This is a genomic window from Pseudomonas sp. IT-P258, from assembly GCF_949767825.1.
Taxonomy (GTDB): Bacteria; Pseudomonadota; Gammaproteobacteria; order Pseudomonadales; family Pseudomonadaceae; genus Aquipseudomonas; species Aquipseudomonas monachiensis.
This window is the reverse complement of record NZ_CATKPU010000109.1, coordinates 100937-122684: the sequence shown is the minus strand read 5'-3', so window position 1 is coordinate 122684 and position 21748 is coordinate 100937. Positions and strand designations below refer to the sequence as shown.

Below are 21748 nucleotides of genomic sequence, written 5' to 3'. Positions count from 1 at the left end.
GGAGTTTCACATGGCGAAGAAACCCAAGGCAGCCACGTTCATCAAGGACCCGCTCTGGTACAAGGACGCGGTGATCTATCAAGTCCACGTCAAATCGTATTTCGACTCCAACAACGACGGGATTGGCGACTTTCCCGGTTTAATTGCCAAGCTCGACTACATCGCCGACCTGGGCGTCAACACCATCTGGCTGTTGCCGTTCTATCCCTCGCCACGGCGCGACGACGGTTATGACATTGCCGAGTACCGTGGTGTGCACAGCGACTACGGCACCATGGCCGATGCCAGGCGGTTCATTGCCGAGGCGCACAAGCGCGGCCTGCGGGTGATCACCGAGCTGGTCATCAACCACACCTCCGACCAGCACCCGTGGTTCCAGCGGGCGCGCAAGGCCAAACCCGGATCGGCGGCGCGGGACTTCTATGTGTGGTCTGATGACGATCAGAAATACGACGGCACCCGCATCATTTTCCTCGACACCGAAAAATCCAACTGGACCTGGGACCCGGTCGCCGGCCAATACTTCTGGCACCGTTTCTACTCCCACCAGCCGGACCTGAATTTCGATAACCCGCAAGTGATGAAAGCGGTGCTGTCGGTGATGCGTTACTGGCTCGACATGGGCATCGACGGCTTGCGCCTGGACGCCATTCCCTACCTGATCGAGCGCGACGGTACCAATAACGAGAACCTGCCGGAAACCCACGACGTCCTGAAGAAGATCCGCGCGGAAATCGACGCCAATTACCCAGACCGCATGCTGCTGGCCGAGGCCAATCAGTGGCCGGAAGACACCCAGTTGTACTTCGGCGACACCGACAAGAAAGGCCTGAACGGCGACGAATGCCACATGGCCTTTCACTTCCCGTTGATGCCGCGCATGTACATGGCGCTGGCCCAGGAAGATCGCTTCCCGATTACCGACATTCTGCGCCAGACCCCGGATATACCCGCCAACTGCCAATGGGCAATCTTCCTGCGCAACCACGATGAACTGACCCTGGAGATGGTCACCGACAAGGAACGCGACTATCTGTGGAATTACTACGCCGCCGACCGCCGGGCGCGGATCAACCTGGGGATTCGCCGTCGCCTGGCGCCGCTGATGGAGCGAGACCGCCGCCGGATCGAGCTGCTCAACAGCCTGCTGCTGTCCATGCCCGGCACGCCGACCCTGTATTACGGTGATGAGATTGGCATGGGCGACAACATCTACCTCGGCGACCGCGACGGTGTGCGCACGCCGATGCAATGGTCCATCGACCGCAACGGCGGTTTTTCCCGGGCCGACCCGGCGAGCCTGGTGCTGCCGCCGATCATGGACCCGCAATATGGCTACCTGTCGGTCAACGTCGAAACCCAGGCTGGCGACCCGCATTCGCTATTGAACTGGACCCGGCGCCTGCTCGCCGTGCGCAAGCAATCCAAGGCCTTCGGGCGCGGTACGTTGAAAATGCTGTCGCCGAGCAATCGGCGGATTCTGGCCTACACCCGCGAATTCACCGGGGTGGACGGCAAGCACGAAGTCATTCTGTGCGTGGCCAACGTGTCGCGCAGCGCCCAGGCCGCCGAGCTGGATCTGTCGGCCTATGTCGGCATGGTGCCGGTGGAAATGCTCGGGGGTAACGCGTTCCCGCCCATCGGCCAGCTGAATTTTCTCCTGACGCTGGCGCCTTACGGCTTCTACTGGTTTGGGCTCGCCGCGGAAAACCAGATGCCGAGCTGGCACGTGGAGCCCGCACAAAGCTTGCCGGACTTCACCACGCTGGTGCTGAAAAAGCGCATGGAGGAATTGCTGGAGGCTCCGTCACGCACCACGCTGGAGCACAGCATCCTGCCCAACTGGCTGCAGAACCGCCGTTGGTTCGCGGGCAAGGACGCCGCCATCGAACAGGTCGACCTGGCCTATGGCGTGCGGTTCGGCGATCCGCAGCATCCGGTGCTGTTCAGTGAGATCAATGTCACCAGCGCTGGCCAGAGCAGTCGCTACCAGTTGCCGTTCGGCTTTATCTCGGAAGATCAGGTCGGTACCCCGCTGCCGCAGCAATTGGCATTGTCGCGGGTACGGCGCGGACGCCAGGTCGGTCTTATCACCGATGCCTTCAGCCTGGAGACCTTTGTGCATGCCGTCTTGCAGGGCATTCAGGCCGGCACCGTATTGGCCTCCAGCGATGGCGACATTCGTTTCGAGTCCACCGCGGAGCTGGAAAAACTCGGCCTCAATGCCGAGTCGCCGGTACGTTACCTGTCCGCCGAGCAGTCCAACAGCTCGGTGGTGATCGGCAACAGCCTGGTGCTGAAGCTGATCCGCAAGGTCGCCTGCGGTGTGCACCCGGAACTGGAAATGAGCGCGTACCTGACCGCAGCCGGGTTCAGCAATATTTCGCCATTGCTCGGGGCCGTGGTGCGCCGGGACGGGGCGGGTGAAGACAATTTGCTGATGATCGCCCAAGGCTATCTGAGCAATCAGGGCGACGCCTGGGAATGGACCCAGAACAACCTCGAACGGGCGCTGCGCGATGAGCTGGCCGACGCTGTGTCCGAGCAGGAACAACATTACAACGCGCTCGGCGAACTGAAAGATTTCGCCGCTATGCTCGGTCAGCGCCTGGGGGAAATGCACCAGGTGCTGGCGGCGCCGAGTGCCAATCCGGACTTCATGCCCCAGGTCACCACGCAGAAAGAGGCGCTGGCTTCGACCAAGGATGTTGCAGCGCAAATCGAGCACGCGCTGAGCTTGCTCAAGCAACATAAAAGTCAATTGAGCCCGGCGGACCAGACCCTGGTCGGCCGTTTACTGGACAACAAGAAGGCCATCCTCGGCCATGTACAAGCGATGGGTAAAAAGACCGTGGGCGGCTTGCGTATACGTGTGCACGGCGACCTGCATCTGGGGCAGGTGCTGGTGATCAAGGGCGATGCCTACCTGATCGACTTTGAAGGCGAACCGGCCCGGCCATTGCATGAACGACGGGGCAAACACAGCCCGTACAAGGATGTCAGCGGCGTGCTGCGCTCTTTCGACTATGCGGCGGCGATGGCGATCAATGTGCAGAGCGTCGACAACACCGCGGCAGCCGATGCTGCGCGCTTGCGGGTCACCGATCGCTACTTGAGCGAGGCGCGGCAAGCATTTGTCGACGCTTATCGGCTGGCGGCAGCTAGTCTTGCCCATGCATGGCAAGATCCCGAAGGCGAGGATGCCGCGCTGGCGTTGTTCGGCCTGGAGAAGGCGGCGTATGAAGTGGCTTATGAGGCGGAAAATCGCCCCGCGTGGTTGCCCGTGCCGTTGCACGGTTTATATGGATTATTGAGTGGGCTTAAACCCTTTTCCGATCTTGGTGGAGAGTAGTCATGAGTTTCTCGAACAAGGAACAGGGTCATCACAAAGAAGCGCTGCTACCCAGGGCGCGGGATATCGATGCATTGGTGCGTGCCGAGCATATCGATCCTTTCGCCATTCTCGGCCCCCACGCCGATGGTGCCGGCGGACAATTCATTCGTGCGTATCTGCCGGGCGCCCTGAGTGTGCAGGTACTGGCCAGGGACTCCGGCGAGGATCTGGGTCACCTTGAGGCCACGCAGACACCGGGTTTGTTCGTCGGGCATTTCGATCGAGCGCAAGCGTACCTGCTGCGCACCCGTTGGGCCGGCGGCGAGCAAACCGCAGAAGATCCGTACTGCTTTGGCCCATTGCTGGGCGAAATGGATTTGTACCTGTTTGCCGAAGGCAATCACCGCGACCTCAGCGCGTGCCTGGGCGCGCAACTGAAAACCGTGGACGGCGTCGACGGCGTGCGTTTCGCGGTGTGGGCACCGAATGCCCGGCGGGTGTCGGTGGTCGGCGATTTCAACGTCTGGGACGGGCGCCGGCACCCGATGCGCCTGCGTCATCCCACCGGAGTCTGGGAATTGTTCATCCCGCGCCTGCAAGCCGGGGACACCTACAAATACGAGATTCTCGGCGCCCATGGCATTCTGCCGTTGAAGGCCGATCCCGTGGCGCTGGCCACCAGCCTGCCGCCGGACACCGCCTCGAAAGTCGCCTCACCCTTGAGCATCGACTGGCAGGACCAGGACTGGATGATGTCCCGGGGTGACCGCCAGCGGGTGACGGCACCGTTGTCGATCTACGAATTGCACGCCGGTTCGTGGCAATGCGAGCTGGATGACCTGGGTGAAGTGGCCCGCCAGTACACCTGGCCGGAACTGACCGAGCGACTGATTCCCTATGTCAAAGACCTGGGCTTCACCCACATCGAACTGATGCCGATCATGGAGCACCCGTTCGGCGGTTCGTGGGGTTATCAGTTGCTGTCGCAATTCGCGCCGAGTGCGCGCTATGGCACGCCGGACCAGTTCGCTGCGTTCATCAACGCCTGCCACCAGGCCGAACTCGGGGTGATTCTCGATTGGGTGCCGGCGCATTTTCCCACCGACACCCATGGCCTGGCCCAGTTCGATGGCACGGCGCTGTACGAGTATGGCAACCCGCAGGAAGGGTTCCACCAGGACTGGGACACACTGATCTACAATCTGGGTCGCACCGAAGTGCACGGCTACATGCTGGCGTCGGCGCTGCACTGGCTCAAGCATTTCCATGTCGACGGCCTGCGGGTCGATGCAGTGGCCTCGATGCTGTATCGCGACTACTCGCGCAAGGCCGGCGAGTGGGTGCCGAACCGCCATGGCGGGCGGGAGAACCTGGAAGCCATCGACTTCCTGCGTCACCTCAATGACGTGGTGGCACTCGAAGCGCCCGGTGCGTTGGTGATCGCCGAGGAATCCACCGCATGGCCGGGTGTCAGCCAGGGCACGCAACAGGGCGGCCTGGGCTTCGCCTACAAATGGAACATGGGCTGGATGCACGATTCGCTGCATTACATCCAGCAGGACCCGGTGTACCGCGCCCATCACCACAACGAGCTGAGTTTCGGCCTGGTGTATGCGTGGTCCGAGCGCTTCATCCTGCCGATCTCCCACGATGAAGTGGTGCATGGCAAACACTCACTGATCGACAAGATGCCCGGCGACCGCTGGCAGAAATTCGCCAACCTGCGGGCCTACCTGAGTTTCATGTGGGCGCATCCGGGCAAGAAGCTGTTGTTCATGGGCTGCGAATTCGGCCAGTGGCGCGAGTGGAACCATGACCAGCAACTGGACTGGTACCTGTTGCAATATCCCGAGCACCAGGGTGTGCAGAAACTGGTGGCCGACCTCAACCGCTTGTACCGCGAAGCGCCGGCGCTGCATGAGCAGGACGATGTGCCGCAGGGTTTCCAGTGGCTGATCGGCGATGACGCGATCAACAGCGTTTATGCCTGGTTGCGCTGGAGCAAGGAGGGTGAGCCGGTGCTGGTGGTGGCCAACTTTACGCCGGTGCCGCGTGAGGCTTATCGCGTCGGGGTTCCGTTTGCCGGGCAGTGGAACGAGGTGCTCAACAGCGACTCCTCCATCTATGCCGGTTCCAATTACGGCAACAGTGGCGGGGCGGTGGCCGAGGAGACGCCGAGTCATGGGCAGGCGTTGTCGCTGGTGCTGAATTTGCCGCCGTTGGCGGTGTTGATGTTAAGGCCGCAGGGCTGATCCAGAGCCGCGTTGCTGCCTTTCGCGAGCAGGCTCGCTCCCACATTGGATGAATGTGGGAGCGAGCCTGCTCGCGAAGGAGCCAGCCTGGTCAAAGCATCTTTTGAAGTATTTCCTCACCAGCGCAGCCGTACACCCAGGTTACCGTAGGTTTTCCGTTGTTGGTTGCTGTCGATATTGTTGGTGTAGTCGAGTCCGGCGTACACGCTGAACGAGTCTGCAACGCTCAGCACCATGCCGATGCCCAGGTCGGCGGACGAGGTTCGTTGCTGGGTTTCGACCTGATCGAGATGGTCAAAGGTGACCGTATCGGTACCTGTGAAGGTGTGCCAGATGTTGGCCCGCAGATAAGGTTCCAGCGGCCGGCCGCCGACCTCGTAGCGACCCTTCAGGCGTGCGCCGACGCGGCCGGTCCAGGCAGTGTCGGAATCGAACGAGACATGGGAAATACCGTCGTCCTGGCTGTCGAGTCTGACTTTCTGGTAAATCGCCTGTGCCTGGGGTTCGACCACCCAGTTACCGGCCACCGGGATCGGGTATCCGACTTCTGCCGATAACGTCGTCACGTGCCCTTCATTGTCGATCTTCAGTCCACTTTCGGAGCGGTTGTCGCCGTTGAGCCGGGTGTACATGGCCACGGTATCGAGATACGCGCCGGCGCGATCGGTCAGGGTCCAGTAAACGCCAAGACTGTCGCCTTCCAACTCGACGTTGCCGGAGCGCTTGCCCGCGAAGCCCTGATTGAAACCGTCGACATCGCCTTGCAGGCGGCTGTGGCCGATGAAGAAACCGCTGCGCTGGGTTTGCCCACCCGCCCACTCTGAGCTGAACAGATCATTGCCGACCTGAAAACCGTTGAGCGAGCCGTCCAGTCTTGGGGTGACGGTGCCGGCCCAGGTCTGCTCGAGGTTCTTGCCGTAGACCCGGCCCCAACCGGCGCTCAAGACACCGGTTTCACTCAGCAGGCTCTGATCGCCCTGACGGTCATGGAAGGTGCCCAACGCGGCAAGGCTCAACTGTGCTGCAGCTGGCGGCACCACCGACCACGTAGGTACGGCCTCGCGATACAAGGGGATTGGTGCTGCGCCGGGTACGGCGGCCGGTAGCACCGGGGCTTCGACGATTGCAACGCCTTCAGCCGCGGTGGCCACAACCACCGGTGCGGCCACCGGCACTGCCACAATGGGCACCAGCGTCGGCGGCAGCGCGGGATCAGGGTTGGCGACGGCAACGACTGGCGGCGCCACCACCTGGGAGCGCAAATACCAACTGTTTTCGCTGCCCGGTGTGATACCGCCTTTGAACAGGCGGTAATCGAAGGCGCCAACCGACACCGGGGCTTTGAGGGCGAACGCGGTGCTGTCGCTGACCGCCGTGCCTTGGGCCTGTACCAGCTGGATTCCGTTTTCCCGGGTCAAGGCGCCCACGCCGCCAAGGTTGGTGACGCTGATCAGGGTGCTGCCGGTCAATGTCCCGTTGTTGACCACCAGCTTGTCACTGGGAGAACTGTCATCGCCCACGGCACTTTGCAACAACAACTGGCCACCGTTACCCACGTAATTGCCTTCAACCGTCAGGCTGTCATTGGTGCGCGAGTTGCCACGAGTGAGGTCGATGATCCCGCTGTTGTTCAAGGTAACGAGCCGACCTGCGGTCAATGGCACGATGCTGCCTTGCGCCGACGTCAGGGTGCTGCTGCCATCGAGATTGAACACGCCCGTGCCGCTGGTGCTGTCCCCCAATTGAAAGGTGCCATCGAGATCAAAGCGCGAGCTGTTAGCGAGATTGACCGTTTCCCAGTTGATATACCGGGCGGCGCCTGACGAGGTGGTGTGATCGAAGGTCTGCAGGTCATTGCCGACGCCGCCATTGATGCTCGGGGTGAGGGCGAGGGTGCTTTCGCTGAGGTTGCGCAGGGTGGCGCTGTCGTTGCCGGCCTCCAGCAGGATTTGCGAGCGGATGATCCCGTCGCCGTCCCATACCAGGGTGTCATCGCCATTGCCGGCGCGGATCTCGCCGACGATTTCCCCGCCGGTGACCGTGATGCTGTCGTTGCCATTGCTGACACTGATGTTGCCACCGATCCTCCCCCTGGAAACGATGATGGTATCGGTGCCCAAACCGGTCACCAGGTTGCGAAGTATCTGCCCACCCGACATTTCGAAGAGATTGTTATCGAGCTTCATGTCAACCCGGCCGATGGAGCCACCGGTCATCCTGGCGACGTCGCCGTCCTCGAAAGCGCCGACGATGGTGCCGCCGGTCATCAGGAAGGTATCGCGACCATCCCCTTGGGCCAGTGACTGAACAGTTCCGCCAGACATGACGAAGTCATCGATGCCATTGCCTTGGCTGAGTGCCCCGGCTACGGTGCCCGAAGCAATGGTCACGGTGTCGGCGCCGGTACCGAAGGTCACGTTACCGTTGATCCTGCCGGTGCCGTTGGCAGGAAAGGTCAGGGTGTTGTTGCCCGACAGGTCGGTCAACGGTCCACTGGTGGCGCTGTCGCAGACGAAGTTGTCGTTACCGACGGTGGGGATGAGTGTGCAGGCGGCGTCGGCAGCCTGGGGCCAGTTCGCGCATAACCAGATCGAGAACAGGCAGGCGCTTAAACGGTATTTGGGCAGATCTGTCGAAAACTCCATGGTTGCCTCCGCGATGGGATCAACGTCCGTTCCTTTGGCCGTCAGCAATGGCCAGGACCGACTGCCCTTACCGGCATCGGCAGGGCGTCACCAACGTAGCAGGCACCGCTTCAATGCGGCTACTGTCAGAAATAACAGGTGGGGGGCGTTATCACAGCGCCAGGCGCCTGATAGCCGTGATTCACAAGTGCACTTCCACCGCCAGCGGCAAATGATCGGACAGGTGCGTCCACGGCTTGTTTCCCAGTATTTGCGGCTGGTGGCTGCTGGCGTTGCGCAGGTAGACGCGATCGAGGCGCAGCAAGGGAAACCGCGCGGGGTAGGTTTTGGCCGGTCGGCCAAGGTGGCGTTCGAAGGCTTCGTGCAAGTAGTCGCGGCGGGCAAGGGTGGCATTGCCTTGCATCTGCCAGTCGTTGAAGTCGCCGGCAATGATCACCGGCGCATCATCCGGCAGGGATTCGAGGAGCTGACAGAGCAACTGCAACTGCAGTTGCCGATGGCTTTCCAGCAGGCTGAGGTGAACGCAAATGGCATGCACTTCGCGATGCCCCGGCACGTCCAGCACGCAGTGCAGCAAGCCACGGCGTTCCGGGCCGGTAATGGAAACATCCAGGTTTCGATACTCGCGGATCGGGTATTTCGACAGCAGGGCATTGCCATGGTGACCGTCGGGATAGACGGCGTTGCGCTCATAGGCGAAGTCGCTCCACATGCTGTCGGCGAGGAATTCATATTGCGAGGTTTGTGGCCAATCGTTGTAGCGGGAGGAATGGCGGTCGTGCTCGCCGACGACTTCTTGCAGAAACACCAGGTCTGCCGACGTACTGCGCACCGCTTCACGCAACTCAGGAAGGATGAAGCGCCGGTTGAGTGCAGTAAAACCCTTGTGGGTGTTGACCGTCAGCACGCGAAGCCGATGAATCGTCGGGGGCGTGTTCAAGGGTGTCGATTCGGCTGCCTGCCGTTTTGGATAACTGGCCACTTACACTCCTCTGACTCAAGGCTGCTTATGCATGCGACTGATGCAAAGGCAGGCAGTTCAGTCCGATGGACTGCACCGGGTCGATAATCGATGAGTTCATACCAACACGATTTCATAAGGCAAACGGATACGCTCCAACAGCGGCCGGGGCAGCAACGGCGCAAGGCCGATGGCCGGTTCGCCGTCCAGTTGGCTGGCGTAGGCATGGGTGGCGTGGCTCTTGCGGGCGACGGTCCAGGTATCGAGGCGCACCTTGCGGGCGCGGTGCCAGGGGATCAGTTCACGGTCTCGTGCCGGCCAGTGCCAGGCCCAGAACGGTACGTCGTTGTAGGTTGCCCCTGCGTTGGCTGCCGCCCTGGCGCTGGCGCGGCCAACGGTGTCGTGGTCGACGTTGCCGTCCTCGCGCCAGGTGCTGAACACCACATCACCGGGGCGCAGGTAGCGCGTGATGAATTGGGCGATCTGATCTTCGTGCTCCACCAGGGCGTTGTCGGTAAACCCGCCACGAATCCACTTCAGGCTGTGCATCGGCAACCCGAGCCGGCGGATGGCTTCGACGCTTTCCTGGGGACGAAACACGCTGAGGCGTTTTTCCGACCACTGCCGAGAGCCCGGATGGCTGGCGCTGCCGTCGGTGATCGAGATCAATTGCAGCGGGTGGCCGAGGTTGCTGAGCAACTGCAGCAGGCCGCCGCAGGTCACGACCTCATCGCCGGGGTGCGGGGCAATGAGCACCGCGCGTGCGCCGGTGGGTACCAGCGACTGGGTGCTGATGACCGGAATGCTGTCCAGTTGCGGGGCGCTGTTCCAGATCTGTGAAGGCAGGCTGGCATCGCTCAGGGAAACGGGTTTCATAGTCGATACGTCCTTGTTCTGCGTCGCCTTCAGTCGTGCATGGGACCAGCCCGGCAGACCCGTGAGGGCTCGTTGATAGCGGAGCGACAAGCCAAACCCTGGATTGCCGCGAATCGAGTATTGCTCATGTAACGCTATTCGTCGCGTCGCGAACCTGTCCGCAATGACTTTTCCGCTCTGCGGTGTTGCGGCCATAAACGCCTGTAGGCTTTTTTACTCTTCTTCCTCATGCTGCAACTCGAACAGCAGCAACGAGCGTCCGGTGACCGAGTACTCGTGGCCAAACTCGAAACGCTCCTGGCCGCGGATCGACGGCTGGTTGGTGTCGATCATGCATGTCCAGAAACCGCCGTCAGGCACTTCCGGCAGCCGGAAATTGACGATGTCGTGATGTGCGTTGACTACCAGCATCAACGTCGCGTCGACGCCTTTGCGGCGGATGCCGGTTTCCTGGGCGCGGCCATCGAGCAACATGCCCAGGCATCGATTGTGCGCATCGTGCCAATGTTCGGTGGTCATTTGTGTGCCGTCCGGCGCCAGCCAGGTCACGTCCTTGACGCCGATATCCTCGTTGTAATTGCCCACCAGAAAACGTCCGCGCCGCAGAACCGGGTAGGTCAGGCGCAACTTGATCAGGCGTTTGACGAACTTGAGCAGGGCCTTGCCATCTTCGCTGAGGTCCCAGTTGACCCAGCCGATCTCACTGTCCTGGCAGTACGCGTTGTTGTTGCCGTCCTGGGTGCGGGCGAACTCGTCGCCGGCCACCAGCATCGGCGTGCCTTGGGCCAGCAGCAGGGTGGCGAAGAAATTGCGCATCTGCCGATGGCGCAGCGCGTTGATCTCGGGATCGTCGGTGGGGCCTTCGGCGCCGTGGTTCCACGATAGGTTGTTGTTGCTGCCATCCTGATTGTCTTCGTCGTTTGCCTCGTTGTGCTTGTCGTTGTACGACACCAGATCGTTGAGGGTGAAGCCGTCGTGGGCGGTGACGAAATTGACCGATGAGTATGGCCGCCGACCACGTTGATTGAACATATCGCCCGAAGCGGTCAGGCGGCTGGCAAAGTCAGCCAGTTGGCCGTCGTCGCCTTTCCAGAAGGCGCGCACGGTGTCGCGGAACTTGTCGTTCCACTCGACCCAGCCCGGCGGAAAGTTGCCGACCTGATAACCGCCGGGGCCGCAGTCCCAGGGTTCGGCGATCAGTTTGACCTGGCGCAGCACCGGGTCCTGGCGGCAGGCCACGAGGAAACTGTGGCGCTCGTCGAAACCGTCGTGGTAACGCCCCAGAATGGTCGCCAGGTCGAAGCGGAAGCCGTCCACGTGCATTTCCGTGGCCCAGTAGCGCAGGGAGTCGGTGACCATTTGCAGTACGCAGGGGTGGCTCAGGTCCAGGGTGTTGCCGGTGCCGGAATCGTTGATATAGAAGCGCTTGTCATCGGGCTTGAGGCGGTAGTAGGACGCGTTGTCGATGCCGCGCATGGACAGGGTCGGGCCTTGCTCGTTGCCCTCGGCGGTGTGGTTGTAGACCACGTCGAGGATCACCTCCAGATTGGCTTCGTGCAGGTGCGCGACCATTTCCTTGAATTCGGCGATCTTGCCGCTGGCCAGGTAACGCGGATCGGGGGCGAAGAACGCAATGCTGTTGTAGCCCCAGTAATTGGTCATGCCCTTGTGCAGCAGATGCTGGTCGTTGACGAAGGCGTGGATCGGCAGTAATTCCACAGTCGACACGCCGAGCTTGCGGATGTGCTCCACCACATCATCGACCATCAACCCGGCAAAGGTGCCGCGCAGGTTTTCGGGGACGGCGGGGTGGCGCATGCTGAAGCCGCGCACATGGGTTTCATAGATGATCGTCCTGTCCCACGGCACGCTGACCCGATGATCGTGGCCCCAGGTATGCGCCGGGTCGATGACCTTGCATTTGGGCACAAAGGGCGCGCTGTCCCGTTTATCGAAGCTGAGGTCAGCGTCGGGGTGGCCGATGGTGTAGCCGAACAGCGCTTCGGACCATTTCAGCTTGCCCACCAGTTGTTTGGCGTAGGGGTCGATCAGCAGTTTGTTGGGGTTGAAGCGATGGCCGTTGGCCGGGTCGTATGGACCGTAGACGCGATAGCCGTAGATCAGCCCCGGATGGGCGTCGGGCAGGTAGCCGTGGTAGATCTCGTCAGTGTATTCGGGCAGTTCGATGCGTTCGAGTTCCACCTCGCCGGCGTCGTCGAACAGGCACAGTTCAACCTTGGTGGCGTGGGCGGAAAACAGGGCGAAGTTGACTCCCAGTCCATCCCAGGTGGCACCCAGTGGAAAGGGCAGGCCTTCGCGGATTCGTGTGGTTTCGGCACGAGTGGCTGGCGCGGCGGCTTTCTTCGGACTGGTCATAGGTATTCCTTAAAGCGGCGGCAACCTGTAGGAGCAAGCCCGCTCCCACAGGGACCTGTGAGTTGCCACAGATTGCAGTTACACCACCAAACACTGTGTGAGCGGCGGTGCGGCGGTCCGACTTGCCCGCGAAGGGGCCTCAAGGCCTATTCAAACCGCTGGCGGTTTTCGCGCAGCCCGGGGCTTTTTCTCAGCGGCCTTTTCCCCCGGCGGGATCACCTTCGAAGCCGCCGCCGGTTTGGCCTTGGTTTTTGCCGCGGCGACCTTGGCATCGCCAGCCTTGCCATTGGCCGTTTTGCTGACCGGGGTTTTCGCAGCAGCCTTGACCGGCTTTTTCGGGGCCAGGGCTTCGGCTTCCGCCAGTTTGCACGCCATTTCCCAGTGACGGGCCTCCTGGCCTTCGGGTTTTCCTTCGGATTCCCAGATCTGATAGGCAAATTCGCGGATGCGTTTATCGTCGGTACTCATCGTAATGCTCCTGAACTGAATTCAAGTGTGGGCAGTTTGAAAAATGAGATTGACCGGGAAATCCCCCAGCGCGGCGCTGATCAGCAGCTCCCTGTGTTCTGTGACTGTGATGCGGGAAAAAAGTCCCTGCAGATGTTCGTCCGGGACGGTGAACGGCAGTTTGACCCGGGTATCGCCCCACAGCGGCGCGTGGACCTGTGGTTCGGCACCGTTTTCCAGCAGATCGGCACAACGTATCGGCACAATCACAATGGCGCGTTTCCCCTCCCGTTCACGGACAAATCCCAGCACTCGATGGGCCTCGCTGCCCACCACTTCCAAAGCCTGGCAGGTACCACGCCGAAACAGCTCGGCATGCTCGGCGCGCAGGCTCAGGGTGCGCGCAATCAAGGCTTGTTTGATGCGCCCGTCACGCCAGTTTTGCATCAAGTCCGGCAGGTCCACCGCTTGCTGCAGCGCCTGCTGGCGGCTGGCGTAATCCACGGGACGACGGTTGTCCGGGTCGACCAGGCTGAAGTCCCAGAACTCGTTGCCCTGATACAAGTCCGGTACACCGGGCACGGTCATGCGCAGCAAGGTTTGCGCCAATCCGTTGAGTGCGCCGGGGGCGGCAATCGAGCGGGCAGCCTTGGCCAGGGCCGTACGCAACAACTCGCCTTCGGGGCTGAGCAACAGACGCTGGATGAAGTCTTCGCTCGCTTGCTCGTAAGGGTCATTGGGCGCGTTCCAGCTACTTTGCAGTTTGGCTTCGCGCAGGGCCTTGCGTTGCCACTGCCAGAGGCGTTTTGCGTAGTCCTCAAGGGCCGGCGCATGATCGATCTCCAACGCCAGCGGCCAGCTGCCGATGATCGCCTGGTAGAGAATCAGTTCATCCCCCGTCGATGGCATTTGATCGTCGTTGCGCAAGGGCCGGGCGAGGGCGCGCCACAGGCCGATCTGGTCGGCGTACCAACTGCTGCGCTCGCTCAGTACCGCCAGCCGCGCCCGTGAATCTTCACCGCGCTTGTGGTCGTGGGTGGCGCTGGCCAGCAGATTGTCCGGGAAGGTGTCGAGGCGTTCGATACAGGCCTGATGAAAGTCGGCGACAGGTGCGCTGAACTGTTCGGTGTTGAAGCCAACGTCATTGCGCGAGAGCAGGACCGCCGAACGATAGAACGCGGTGTCTTCCACCGCTTTCGCCGCCGCCGGTGAGGTCAATTGCTGGAAACGTACGCAGGCGTGCTTCAAGCGTTTGCGCTCGCGACCGGCCGGGCGCGAACGCCAGGGTTCACCGCCGAGCCATCCGGCTAGGCAGTCGAGCACCGGCCAGTCCTCTTCACCCAGGGTTTGGCGGGCGCCGTCCATGGCCTGACGGAAAAACGCCTCGCCCTGGGCCGACCGGCCAAGGGGACTGATGTAGGTGCGGTACACCGGGAAATGCACGATCAACGCCTGCAAGGCCCGGCGAATGGCGCCGAGGGTCAGGTCGCGGGTCATGAGGTTGTCCCGGGCCACTTGCAGCAAGGCCTGGGCAACGCTTTCGAAATCTCCGGCCAGGGAGCCGCTGAGGACTTGCTGGCGGGCCAGTTGAGCTTCCTGGCCGAAATCGGCGGACCGCTCGCTGTGACGATGCCAGAGTTCGGCCAGAGTCTGCGCGCCCCGTGGATCCTGTTGCAGTAGTGACAACTGGTTCATGAATTCGTAGCCGGTGGTGCCGTCCACCGACCAGTCGCGAGGCAGGGTTTCCCCTTCGCCCAGGATCTTTTCCACATAGATGGGCAGGTGCCGGCCCGCTGACAGGCTGTCGACCCGGCGGCGCAGCTTGCGGCAATAGCCTCGCGGGTCGGCGAGGCCGTCGATGTGGTCGATGCGCAACCCGTCGATCAGCCCTTCAGCCACCAGTTGGAAAATCTTCGCGTGGGTGGCTTCGAACACGGCGGGACGCTCGACCCGCAGTCCGCCGAGTTCATTGATATCGAAGAAGCGCCGCCAGTTGATGTCATCGGCGGCGGTGCGCCAACTGGCGAGGCGATAGCTCTGGCGTTCCAGCAGGTTGTGCAGGCGCCGGAAGCCTTCGCCGGTCAGTGAGTCGTAGTTGTTCAGGTGCTGCTCGATGGCGTGGGCCAGGGCCGGATCGTTGACCAGATCGCGAAGTTCCGCTTTCAGCGGCAGAGCCAGGCTGTGGGCGTCGGTCTGGTAGCTCAGGGTGCTGAAGCGATCGGCCAGGTTTTTCAGTTGTTCGGCCTGCTGTGTATCGAGCGGTGCATCGGTCCTGAGCAGTTCCCCGTAATCGCTGGGGCAAATCGGAAAGCGATGTTCGTAGTGCTCGACATGGAAGCTGCCGTGCCAGGCATCGAAGCGCAGGGGCAGGGTGCCGTCCTGCAACGCGACGCCGTAGTCGCTGCCCAGAAACGGCAGGAGCAACTGGCCTTCCATCAACGGGTCGGGTGAATGCCACTGGATGTCGAAAAACTCGCCGTAAGGGCTCAGGCGTCCCCACTCCAGCAAATCCAGCCACCAGGGATTGTCACCGCCGCCGACCGCCATGTGGTTGGAGACGACGTCGAGGATCAACCCCATGTTGTGCTCGTGCAGGGCACTGACCAGGCTGCGCAGCGCCGCCTCTCCGCCCAGTTCCGGATTGACCCGGGTCGGGTCCACCACGTCATAACCATGCATCGACCCGGCGCGGGCGCGCAACAGCGGGGAGGCGTAGACATGGCTGATGCCAAGACGGGAGAAATACGGCACCAGTGGCACCGCATCTTCAAGCGTGAAGCCTTTGTGAAATTGCAGGCGCAAGGTGGCGCGCAGTAGACGACTCGGTACCAGGGTCATCGATCACGCTCGGCCGCCTGGAGCCGCGCACAGGCGAGCAACTCCAGGCGTCGTGCGGCATCCGCTCCGTCGAGCAGGGCTTCGCTGTAACCGGGCAAGCGCCGCGACCAGTTGGGGTGGGAGTCGATGGTGCCGGGCAGGTTGGCTTGCTGTTCGACACCAAGGGCGTCTTCCAGGGGCAGCAGCACCAAGGGGGCCCGGGTATGACCGAGGAAGCGCACGCTGGCATCGAGCACCTGGTCGGTTTCGTGGGACTCTTCACGGAAGTTCTGCGGGTCCTGGCTCAACGCCCGGCGCAGGCCTTCGCGCTCGCGTTCGCGGTGCTGGCGCCATTCGATTTCACCACTGGCATCGAGCAAGCCGAGCCGGGCGTTCCAGTCGATATCGCGGCCATGCCACCAGCCGTTGAGGGTCGGCAGGTCATGGGTGCTGGTGGTGGCCAGGGCGTTGTCCGGCCAGTCGAGGATCGGCTTGAAATGCGTGTTGTCCTGTTCGAACAGCAATACCCGCATGCCCAGCATCGAGCGGGCGATGAGTTTTTCCCGCAGGCCGTCCGGCACGGTGCCGAGGTCTTCGCCCAGGACGATGGCCTGGTGACGATGGGATTCCAGGGTCAGCAGGCGCAGCAGATCGTCCACCGGGTAATACAGGTAGGCGCCGTCCGCTGGCGGCGATCCATTGGGGATTACCCACAGACGCTGCAAGCCCATGACGTGATCGATGCGCAAGCCACCGGAGTGGGCGAAATTGGCCCGCAACATTTCGATGAAGGCCCGGAAACCATTGCGCACCAGGCCTTCAGGGGAGAATGCGGAAATCCCCCAGCCTTGGCCCGTGCGGTTGAGAATGTCCGGCGGCGCACCGACGGTGAGGGACGCGAGCAGTTCGTCCTGACGGCTCCAGGCCTGGCTGCCGCCACCATCGGCGCCAACGGCCAGGTCGGCGATCAGGCCGATACTCATGCCGCTGGCGCGGGCGGCGGTTTGCGCGCGCTCCAGGCAGCGCGTGATCAGCCACTGGCAGAAGGCGAAGAAGCCGATGCGCCCGGCATTCTCTTCGGCGAATGCCGCCAGTTCGGCGCTGCGCGGATTGCGCCAGGGTTCAGGCCACTGCCGCCAGTCGAGGTGTTCACCCCGGGCGGCGCGCGCCTCCTGGATGGCTTCGAAGCGACAGTGGTTTTCCAGCGCTTCGCCGGCGGCGTGACGAAAACTGCTGAAGTCTTCGTGCAAAGGATGTTCGCCCTGGACGAAACCTTCGTACAGCGACTGCAACAGCCGATGCTTGGCTTCGGCGGCGGCCGGCCAGTCAATCAGCGGTCGCTCTTCCAGCGCCTTGAGTTCAATGGCCAGCCCGGTTGCATCGATGGCGGTGCGCAGTGCGCGTTCGCCGAGAATGGTGCCCGGGGCGCAGTAAAGGCTGTTGAGAAATAAGCGGCTGGACGGCGAATAGGGGCTGTAGCGTTGGGTGTCACTGGAAAACATCGCATGCAGCGGGCTGATCGCCAGCGCCTCGGCGCCACGCTCGCCGGCCACCCGGGCGAGGTCCTCCAGCGCCTGGGTGTCACCAAACCCGCCATCGCCGGGGCGGCGCAATCCATACAATTGCACACTCAGGCCCCAGGCACGGGGGATGGGGTTGTCCACGGCATCGGCCACGCTGTAGCAACGGGCCGGGGCTACGGCCAGGGTGAAGCTTTGTCCGTCGATGCTGACCTGTTGATAGCCGACCGGTACCAGCCCCGGTAGCACCGCGTTGGCGTCCAGTTTCAGGTCGAGCCGCGAACCGTCTTCGAGGTGGATTTCGCAAGGGGTCCCGGGCTCGAAAAAACGCGCCAGGTCCAGGCCCTTCCCGACATCGGCGGTGATCAATGGCGGCAAGTGATGGGTCTGTTGCACCTCTTGCAGTTCCAGCAGGCTGGCGTCGATTTCCTGGGCGCTGCCGGCCGGGTGGCCAAGGCCGGTCAGCACATTGCGCAACACGGACGGCGCGACTTTTTGCGGGCGGCCGTTGGCGTCGAGCCAATCGACTGCGAGACCGGCACGGCTGGCCAGGATTTCCAGTTGCGCATCACTCATGGACGCTCTCCAAACGGGGTAGCAAAGGGGGCTGCGGCGGCGAGGCTGACGAGCGCGCAATACGGGGCAAGGGTGTTTGGGGCCGGCAGGTCGGCGCCCTGTGGCGGGTATTCGAACAAGCGCGTGGCACCGGTCTGTGAGGTGTGGACTACGGGGCTGGCGCTGAGGTTCAGGTCAATGCGCAGCTGGCTGCCATCGCCCAGGCGCCAGGTTGCACTGACCGCGGCTTCACCCAGCACATCGGTGCCCAGTGCCCGGGCGCCCGGCAGGCGCGGGATGATGTGCCGGTGACGGATCTGCAACAGTCGTCGATACAGGTCGTGCATCTCGCAATGGCCGGTCGATGACAGGACTGGGCGGGACGCTGCAAATGTCTGCGGATCGTTCGGGTCCGGAATGTGTTCGCGCAGGATCGGGTCGGCAAAGGCGCTGAGCGCCGCGAACTCATTGCGCCGGCCGTCGCGAACCTGCCTGGCCAATTCACCGTGATGGCTGGTGAAAAACAGGAAGGGTTGCTCGACGGCAAATTCGTCGCCCATGAACAGCAGCGGAATCATCGGCGACAACAGCAGCAACACCGTGGCGGCCCGCAGCGCTTGCGGGTGGGCGAGTTGATGCAGGCGCTCGCCGAAGGCCCGGTTACCGATCTGGTCATGGTTCTGCAAAAACAGGATGAATGCACTGGGCGGAAGATGTCCGCTGGGTTCGCCCCGCGCCACACCATGGCGATTGAGATGGCCCTGGAACACGAAGCCCTGGCTCAGGCAGCGCGCCAGTTGTTCGGTGGGGTTTTGCGCGTAGTCGGCGTAATAGGCGTCGGTTTCGCCGGTCAGCAACACATGCAGGGCGTTGTGGCCGTCATCGTTCCACTGCGCGTCGTAACCCTGTTCGAGCAGGCTAGCCTGGTTGTGTTCGTTCTCCACCATCAGCCACACATGCCGCGCCGGTCCCGTCTGCTGGCGCACCCGTCGTGCCAGCTCCTGGATGAAATCCGGGTCTTCGATGGCGTGCACCGCGTCCAGGCGCAAACCGTCGAAACGGTACTCCAGCAGCCACATCAAGGCGTTTTCGATGAAGAAGTCCCGTACTTCGCGACGGCGCAAGTCTATGGCCGCGCCCCACGGCGTGTGTTTGTCTTCGCGAAAAAAGCCCTTGGCATAACGATGCAGGTAATTGCCGTCCGGGCCGAAGTGGTTGTAGACCACGTCGAGGATCACCGCCAGGCCGTGGCCATGGGCGGTGTCGATTAAGTGCTTGAGCTGCTCGGGGGAGCCGTATGACGCTTGGGGCGCGTAGGGCAGGACGCCGTCATAACCCCAATTGCGTTCGCCGGGAAACTGCGCGACAGGCATCAGTTCGATCGCGGTGACGCCCAGTTCGACCAGCCGCGCCAGATGCTGCTCGACGGCGCTGAAGCCGCCGAGCGCACCGACATGCAGTTCGTAGATCACCGCTTCGTTCCACGGCCGTCCCAGCCAGGCGGCGTGTTGCCAGGCATAGGCCAGCGGATCGACCACCACGCTGTGCCGGTCGATGTCGCCGGCCTGGGCACGGGAGGCCGGGTCGGGCACTTCCAGTTCGCCGTCGATGCTGTAGCGGTAACGCGTGCCCGCCGCGCATCGGATGTTGCTCACGAACCAGCCGTCGGCCTGGGGCAGCAACGGCAAGGACTGTCCATTTTCCAGTTCGACACTGACGTAGTACGCATCTGGCGCCCACAACGCGAATCGCGTGTGCTCTGCGTCCAGCATGATTGCGCCGTGGGGCCAGGTCTCAAGGGTCCGTAACGGCATCTTCAAAGCCTCTTACTGTTTGTGCGATTTCCCCAATGCCTTGGCCACAAGCTGTTCGTAGAGCTCGGCGTAGGGTTCGACCGCCTTGCACCAGTTGAACGGCGCCGTCATGGCCCGGCAGCGCATGGCGTGCAGCAGGCCGGGAAAGGCGAACACCTTGAACGCGCGGCTCAGGGCTTCCTGATAGCTCTGCACCGTGGATTCATCGAACAGGAAACCGGTCACGCCGTTTTCGATGGTGTCGGCAAGACCGCCGGTGTTGCGTGCCACCGGCAACGAGCCGAAGCGCTGGGCGTACATCTGGCTCAGGCCGCATGGCTCGTATCGCGAAGGCATCAGCAGGAAGTCGCTGCCGGCAAACATGCGCCGGGCGTCGGTTTCGTTGAAGCCGATGCGCACGCCGATCTGCCCGGGGAAGCGCAGGGCCAGTTCACGCATGGCCTGTTCTTCTTCCGGCTCGCCGCGACCGATGATCGCGATCTGCCCGCCATTTTTGACGATGTACTCGGACACCGCCTCTGTCAGGTCCAGGCCTTTCTGATAAACCAGGCGCGAAACCACGGCGAACAGCGGTCCTTCGGAGTCTTTCAGGCCGAACAGTTCGCGGACATGGGCGGCGTTCACGGCCTTGCCATCCCAGTCGCCGATGTCGAACGGGCAGAACAGGTGCGGGTCGGTCGCCGAATCCCAGCTTTCATCGATGCCGTTGGGGATGCCACTGAGCAGGCCTTGCTGGGTCTTGGCGGCGAGGAAACCGTCCAGGCCACAGCCGAAATCCGGGGTGGTGATTTCCTGGGCGTAGGTCGCGCTGACCGTGGTGATGTGGCTCGAATAGGCCATGCCGGCCTTGAGGAACGACATTTTGCCGTAGAACTCCATGCCTTCCTGTTGCAGCGCGTGTTGGGGAATGCCCAGTTCGGGGCACGAGCCCAGGCTGGTCACACCTTGATAGGCCAGGTTGTGGATGGTGAAAAGCGTCGGTGTGCGCTGCCCACGCCAGTGCATGTAGGCAGGGGCCAGGCCGGCGGGCCAGTCGTGGGCGTGCACCAGGTCCGGGCACCAGTGGATCTGCGCGAGGTTGGCGGCAATATCAGCCGCCGCCAGGCCCAGGCGGGCGAAACGGATATGGTTATCCGGCCAGTCGCGGCCGTTGTTGGCGCCGTAGGGTGAACCTTCGCGCTCGTAGAGTTCGGGGCAGATCAACACGTAAATGACCAGGCCATCGGGCATGTCCATGCGCCCGATCTTGCACGGTGGCAACGCAGCATGGCCGCCAAGCTCACCGATGATATGAATGGGGTTCTCGCTGTGCAGCACTTGCGGGTAACCGGGGATCAACACCCGTACATCGTGCAGATGGGCCATGGCCCGCGGCAGTGCTGCGGAAACATCGCCCAGGCCACCGGTTTTCACCAGGTCGGCAATTTCCGAGGTGACGAACAGGACTTTCTTACGGTTCGGATTCTGGTTGGCTGCCGGGGTCAGCGTCCTGGTGCCTGGAACGCTGGCGGGTTGGGTGTTTGCGGCAGTTACGGCGCTCGATTCGCCGACCTGATGAGCACGCTCTCCCTGTATTTCCAAAGCCGTACTGATCATATGAATCTCCCGTGTTGTTGATCTAATTCTTAGGTCTGGCAAACGGTGTTTCATGGCCATTTCCCGTGGCCGGCGCAAACGCGCTGCGCATCAGTGAGCAAGCGCTGCCCAATGCGTCGAGTCGAAGCAAAAGGGTTGAATCAGCCGTTGCAAAGATTGCACCAGTCGCAACGCACCTTCTTGTCAGAGGACCGATCGGGATTGGAAAAAGTTTCGACTATTTTTCCATTTTGTGACCGACCGGTTTCGCCTTGAGAAAGTGAGTCTAGGCCAGAACTTAGAGCGGTAAAGGGCAGATGGCAAAATTGTTCGACAATCGGTTTGTAGCGGGACGGACGTGCCTGATCGAGGTGCAAACGCCCCGACGAAGTGCATGTTTTTTTGCGTTTTGGCCTCAAAAAGTCACTGGGCAGTCACATAAATGTGCGACGTGATATATCAGGCGTGCACTATTGTGGTGCGTGTTTTTGAGTCCCGCATTTGGCCAAACCACTGCCTTACTGCCCACCTTGATGCCTTGTTATAGTTCGGACCTCATTTTTGCCCGCAAAAGGA

11 protein-coding genes are annotated in these 21748 nt (G+C 62.1%); 2 read left to right on the top strand and 9 right to left on the bottom strand.

Translation table 11 applies throughout. The features are described from left to right. The first annotated feature begins 10 nt into the window (after positions 1–10). On the top strand, positions 11–3352 hold the full coding sequence (gene treS / locus ACM6G4_RS27995) for a maltose alpha-D-glucosyltransferase (RefSeq protein WP_056727518.1): 3342 nt from the start codon (positions 11–13) through the stop codon (positions 3350–3352). A gap of 2 nt (positions 3353–3354) precedes the next feature. Next, positions 3355–5586: a 1,4-alpha-glucan branching protein GlgB gene (gene glgB, locus ACM6G4_RS27990; RefSeq protein ID WP_414915075.1), complete on the top strand. Its 2232-nt coding sequence runs from the start codon at positions 3355–3357 to the stop codon at positions 5584–5586. Positions 5587–5702: 116 nt separating this feature from the next. Here the strand turns inward: glgB and ACM6G4_RS27985 are convergent, their stop codons facing one another. The 9 genes from ACM6G4_RS27985 to glgA form a co-directional block, all read right to left on the bottom strand. Then, a complete protein-coding gene (locus ACM6G4_RS27985) occupies positions 5703–8231 on the bottom strand; it encodes an autotransporter outer membrane beta-barrel domain-containing protein (RefSeq protein WP_414915074.1) in 2529 nt (842 codons plus the stop codon). A gap of 181 nt (positions 8232–8412) precedes the next feature. Continuing rightward, positions 8413–9213, bottom strand: a complete 801-nt coding sequence (locus tag ACM6G4_RS27980; RefSeq protein ID WP_414915073.1) for an endonuclease/exonuclease/phosphatase family protein — start codon at positions 9211–9213, stop codon at positions 8413–8415. Positions 9214–9309: 96 nt separating this feature from the next. Further along, a complete protein-coding gene (locus ACM6G4_RS27975) occupies positions 9310–10068 on the bottom strand; it encodes a PIG-L deacetylase family protein (protein ID WP_414915072.1) in 759 nt (252 codons plus the stop codon). Between the two features lie 213 nt (positions 10069–10281). Further along, positions 10282–12444 carry a glycogen debranching protein GlgX gene (gene glgX, locus ACM6G4_RS27970; RefSeq protein WP_414915071.1) on the bottom strand — a complete coding sequence of 721 codons (2163 nt, stop codon included), beginning with the start codon at positions 12442–12444 and terminating at the stop codon, positions 10282–10284. Positions 12445–12594: 150 nt separating this feature from the next. Continuing rightward, positions 12595–12912 carry a DUF2934 domain-containing protein gene (locus tag ACM6G4_RS27965; RefSeq protein WP_056727508.1) on the bottom strand — a complete coding sequence of 106 codons (318 nt, stop codon included), beginning with the start codon at positions 12910–12912 and terminating at the stop codon, positions 12595–12597. A 21-nt stretch (positions 12913–12933) separates the two neighbouring features. Next, positions 12934–15729 (bottom strand): malto-oligosyltrehalose synthase, encoded by a 2796-nt coding sequence (locus ACM6G4_RS27960; protein WP_223541463.1) that lies wholly within the window; start codon positions 15727–15729, stop codon positions 12934–12936. After that, a complete protein-coding gene (malQ, locus tag ACM6G4_RS27955; RefSeq protein ID WP_223541462.1) occupies positions 15726–17804 on the bottom strand; it encodes a 4-alpha-glucanotransferase in 2079 nt (692 codons plus the stop codon). Before malQ ends, ACM6G4_RS27960 begins: the two co-directional genes overlap by 4 nt. Further along, on the bottom strand, positions 17801–19597 hold the full coding sequence (gene treZ / locus ACM6G4_RS27950) for a malto-oligosyltrehalose trehalohydrolase (protein WP_414915070.1): 1797 nt from the start codon (positions 19595–19597) through the stop codon (positions 17801–17803). The genes malQ and treZ overlap by 4 nt, the downstream gene beginning before the upstream one ends. Positions 19598–19609: 12 nt before the next feature. Next, on the bottom strand, positions 19610–21193 hold the full coding sequence (gene glgA / locus ACM6G4_RS27945) for a glycogen synthase GlgA (RefSeq protein ID WP_414915069.1): 1584 nt from the start codon (positions 21191–21193) through the stop codon (positions 19610–19612). Positions 21194–21748 lie beyond the last annotated feature (555 nt).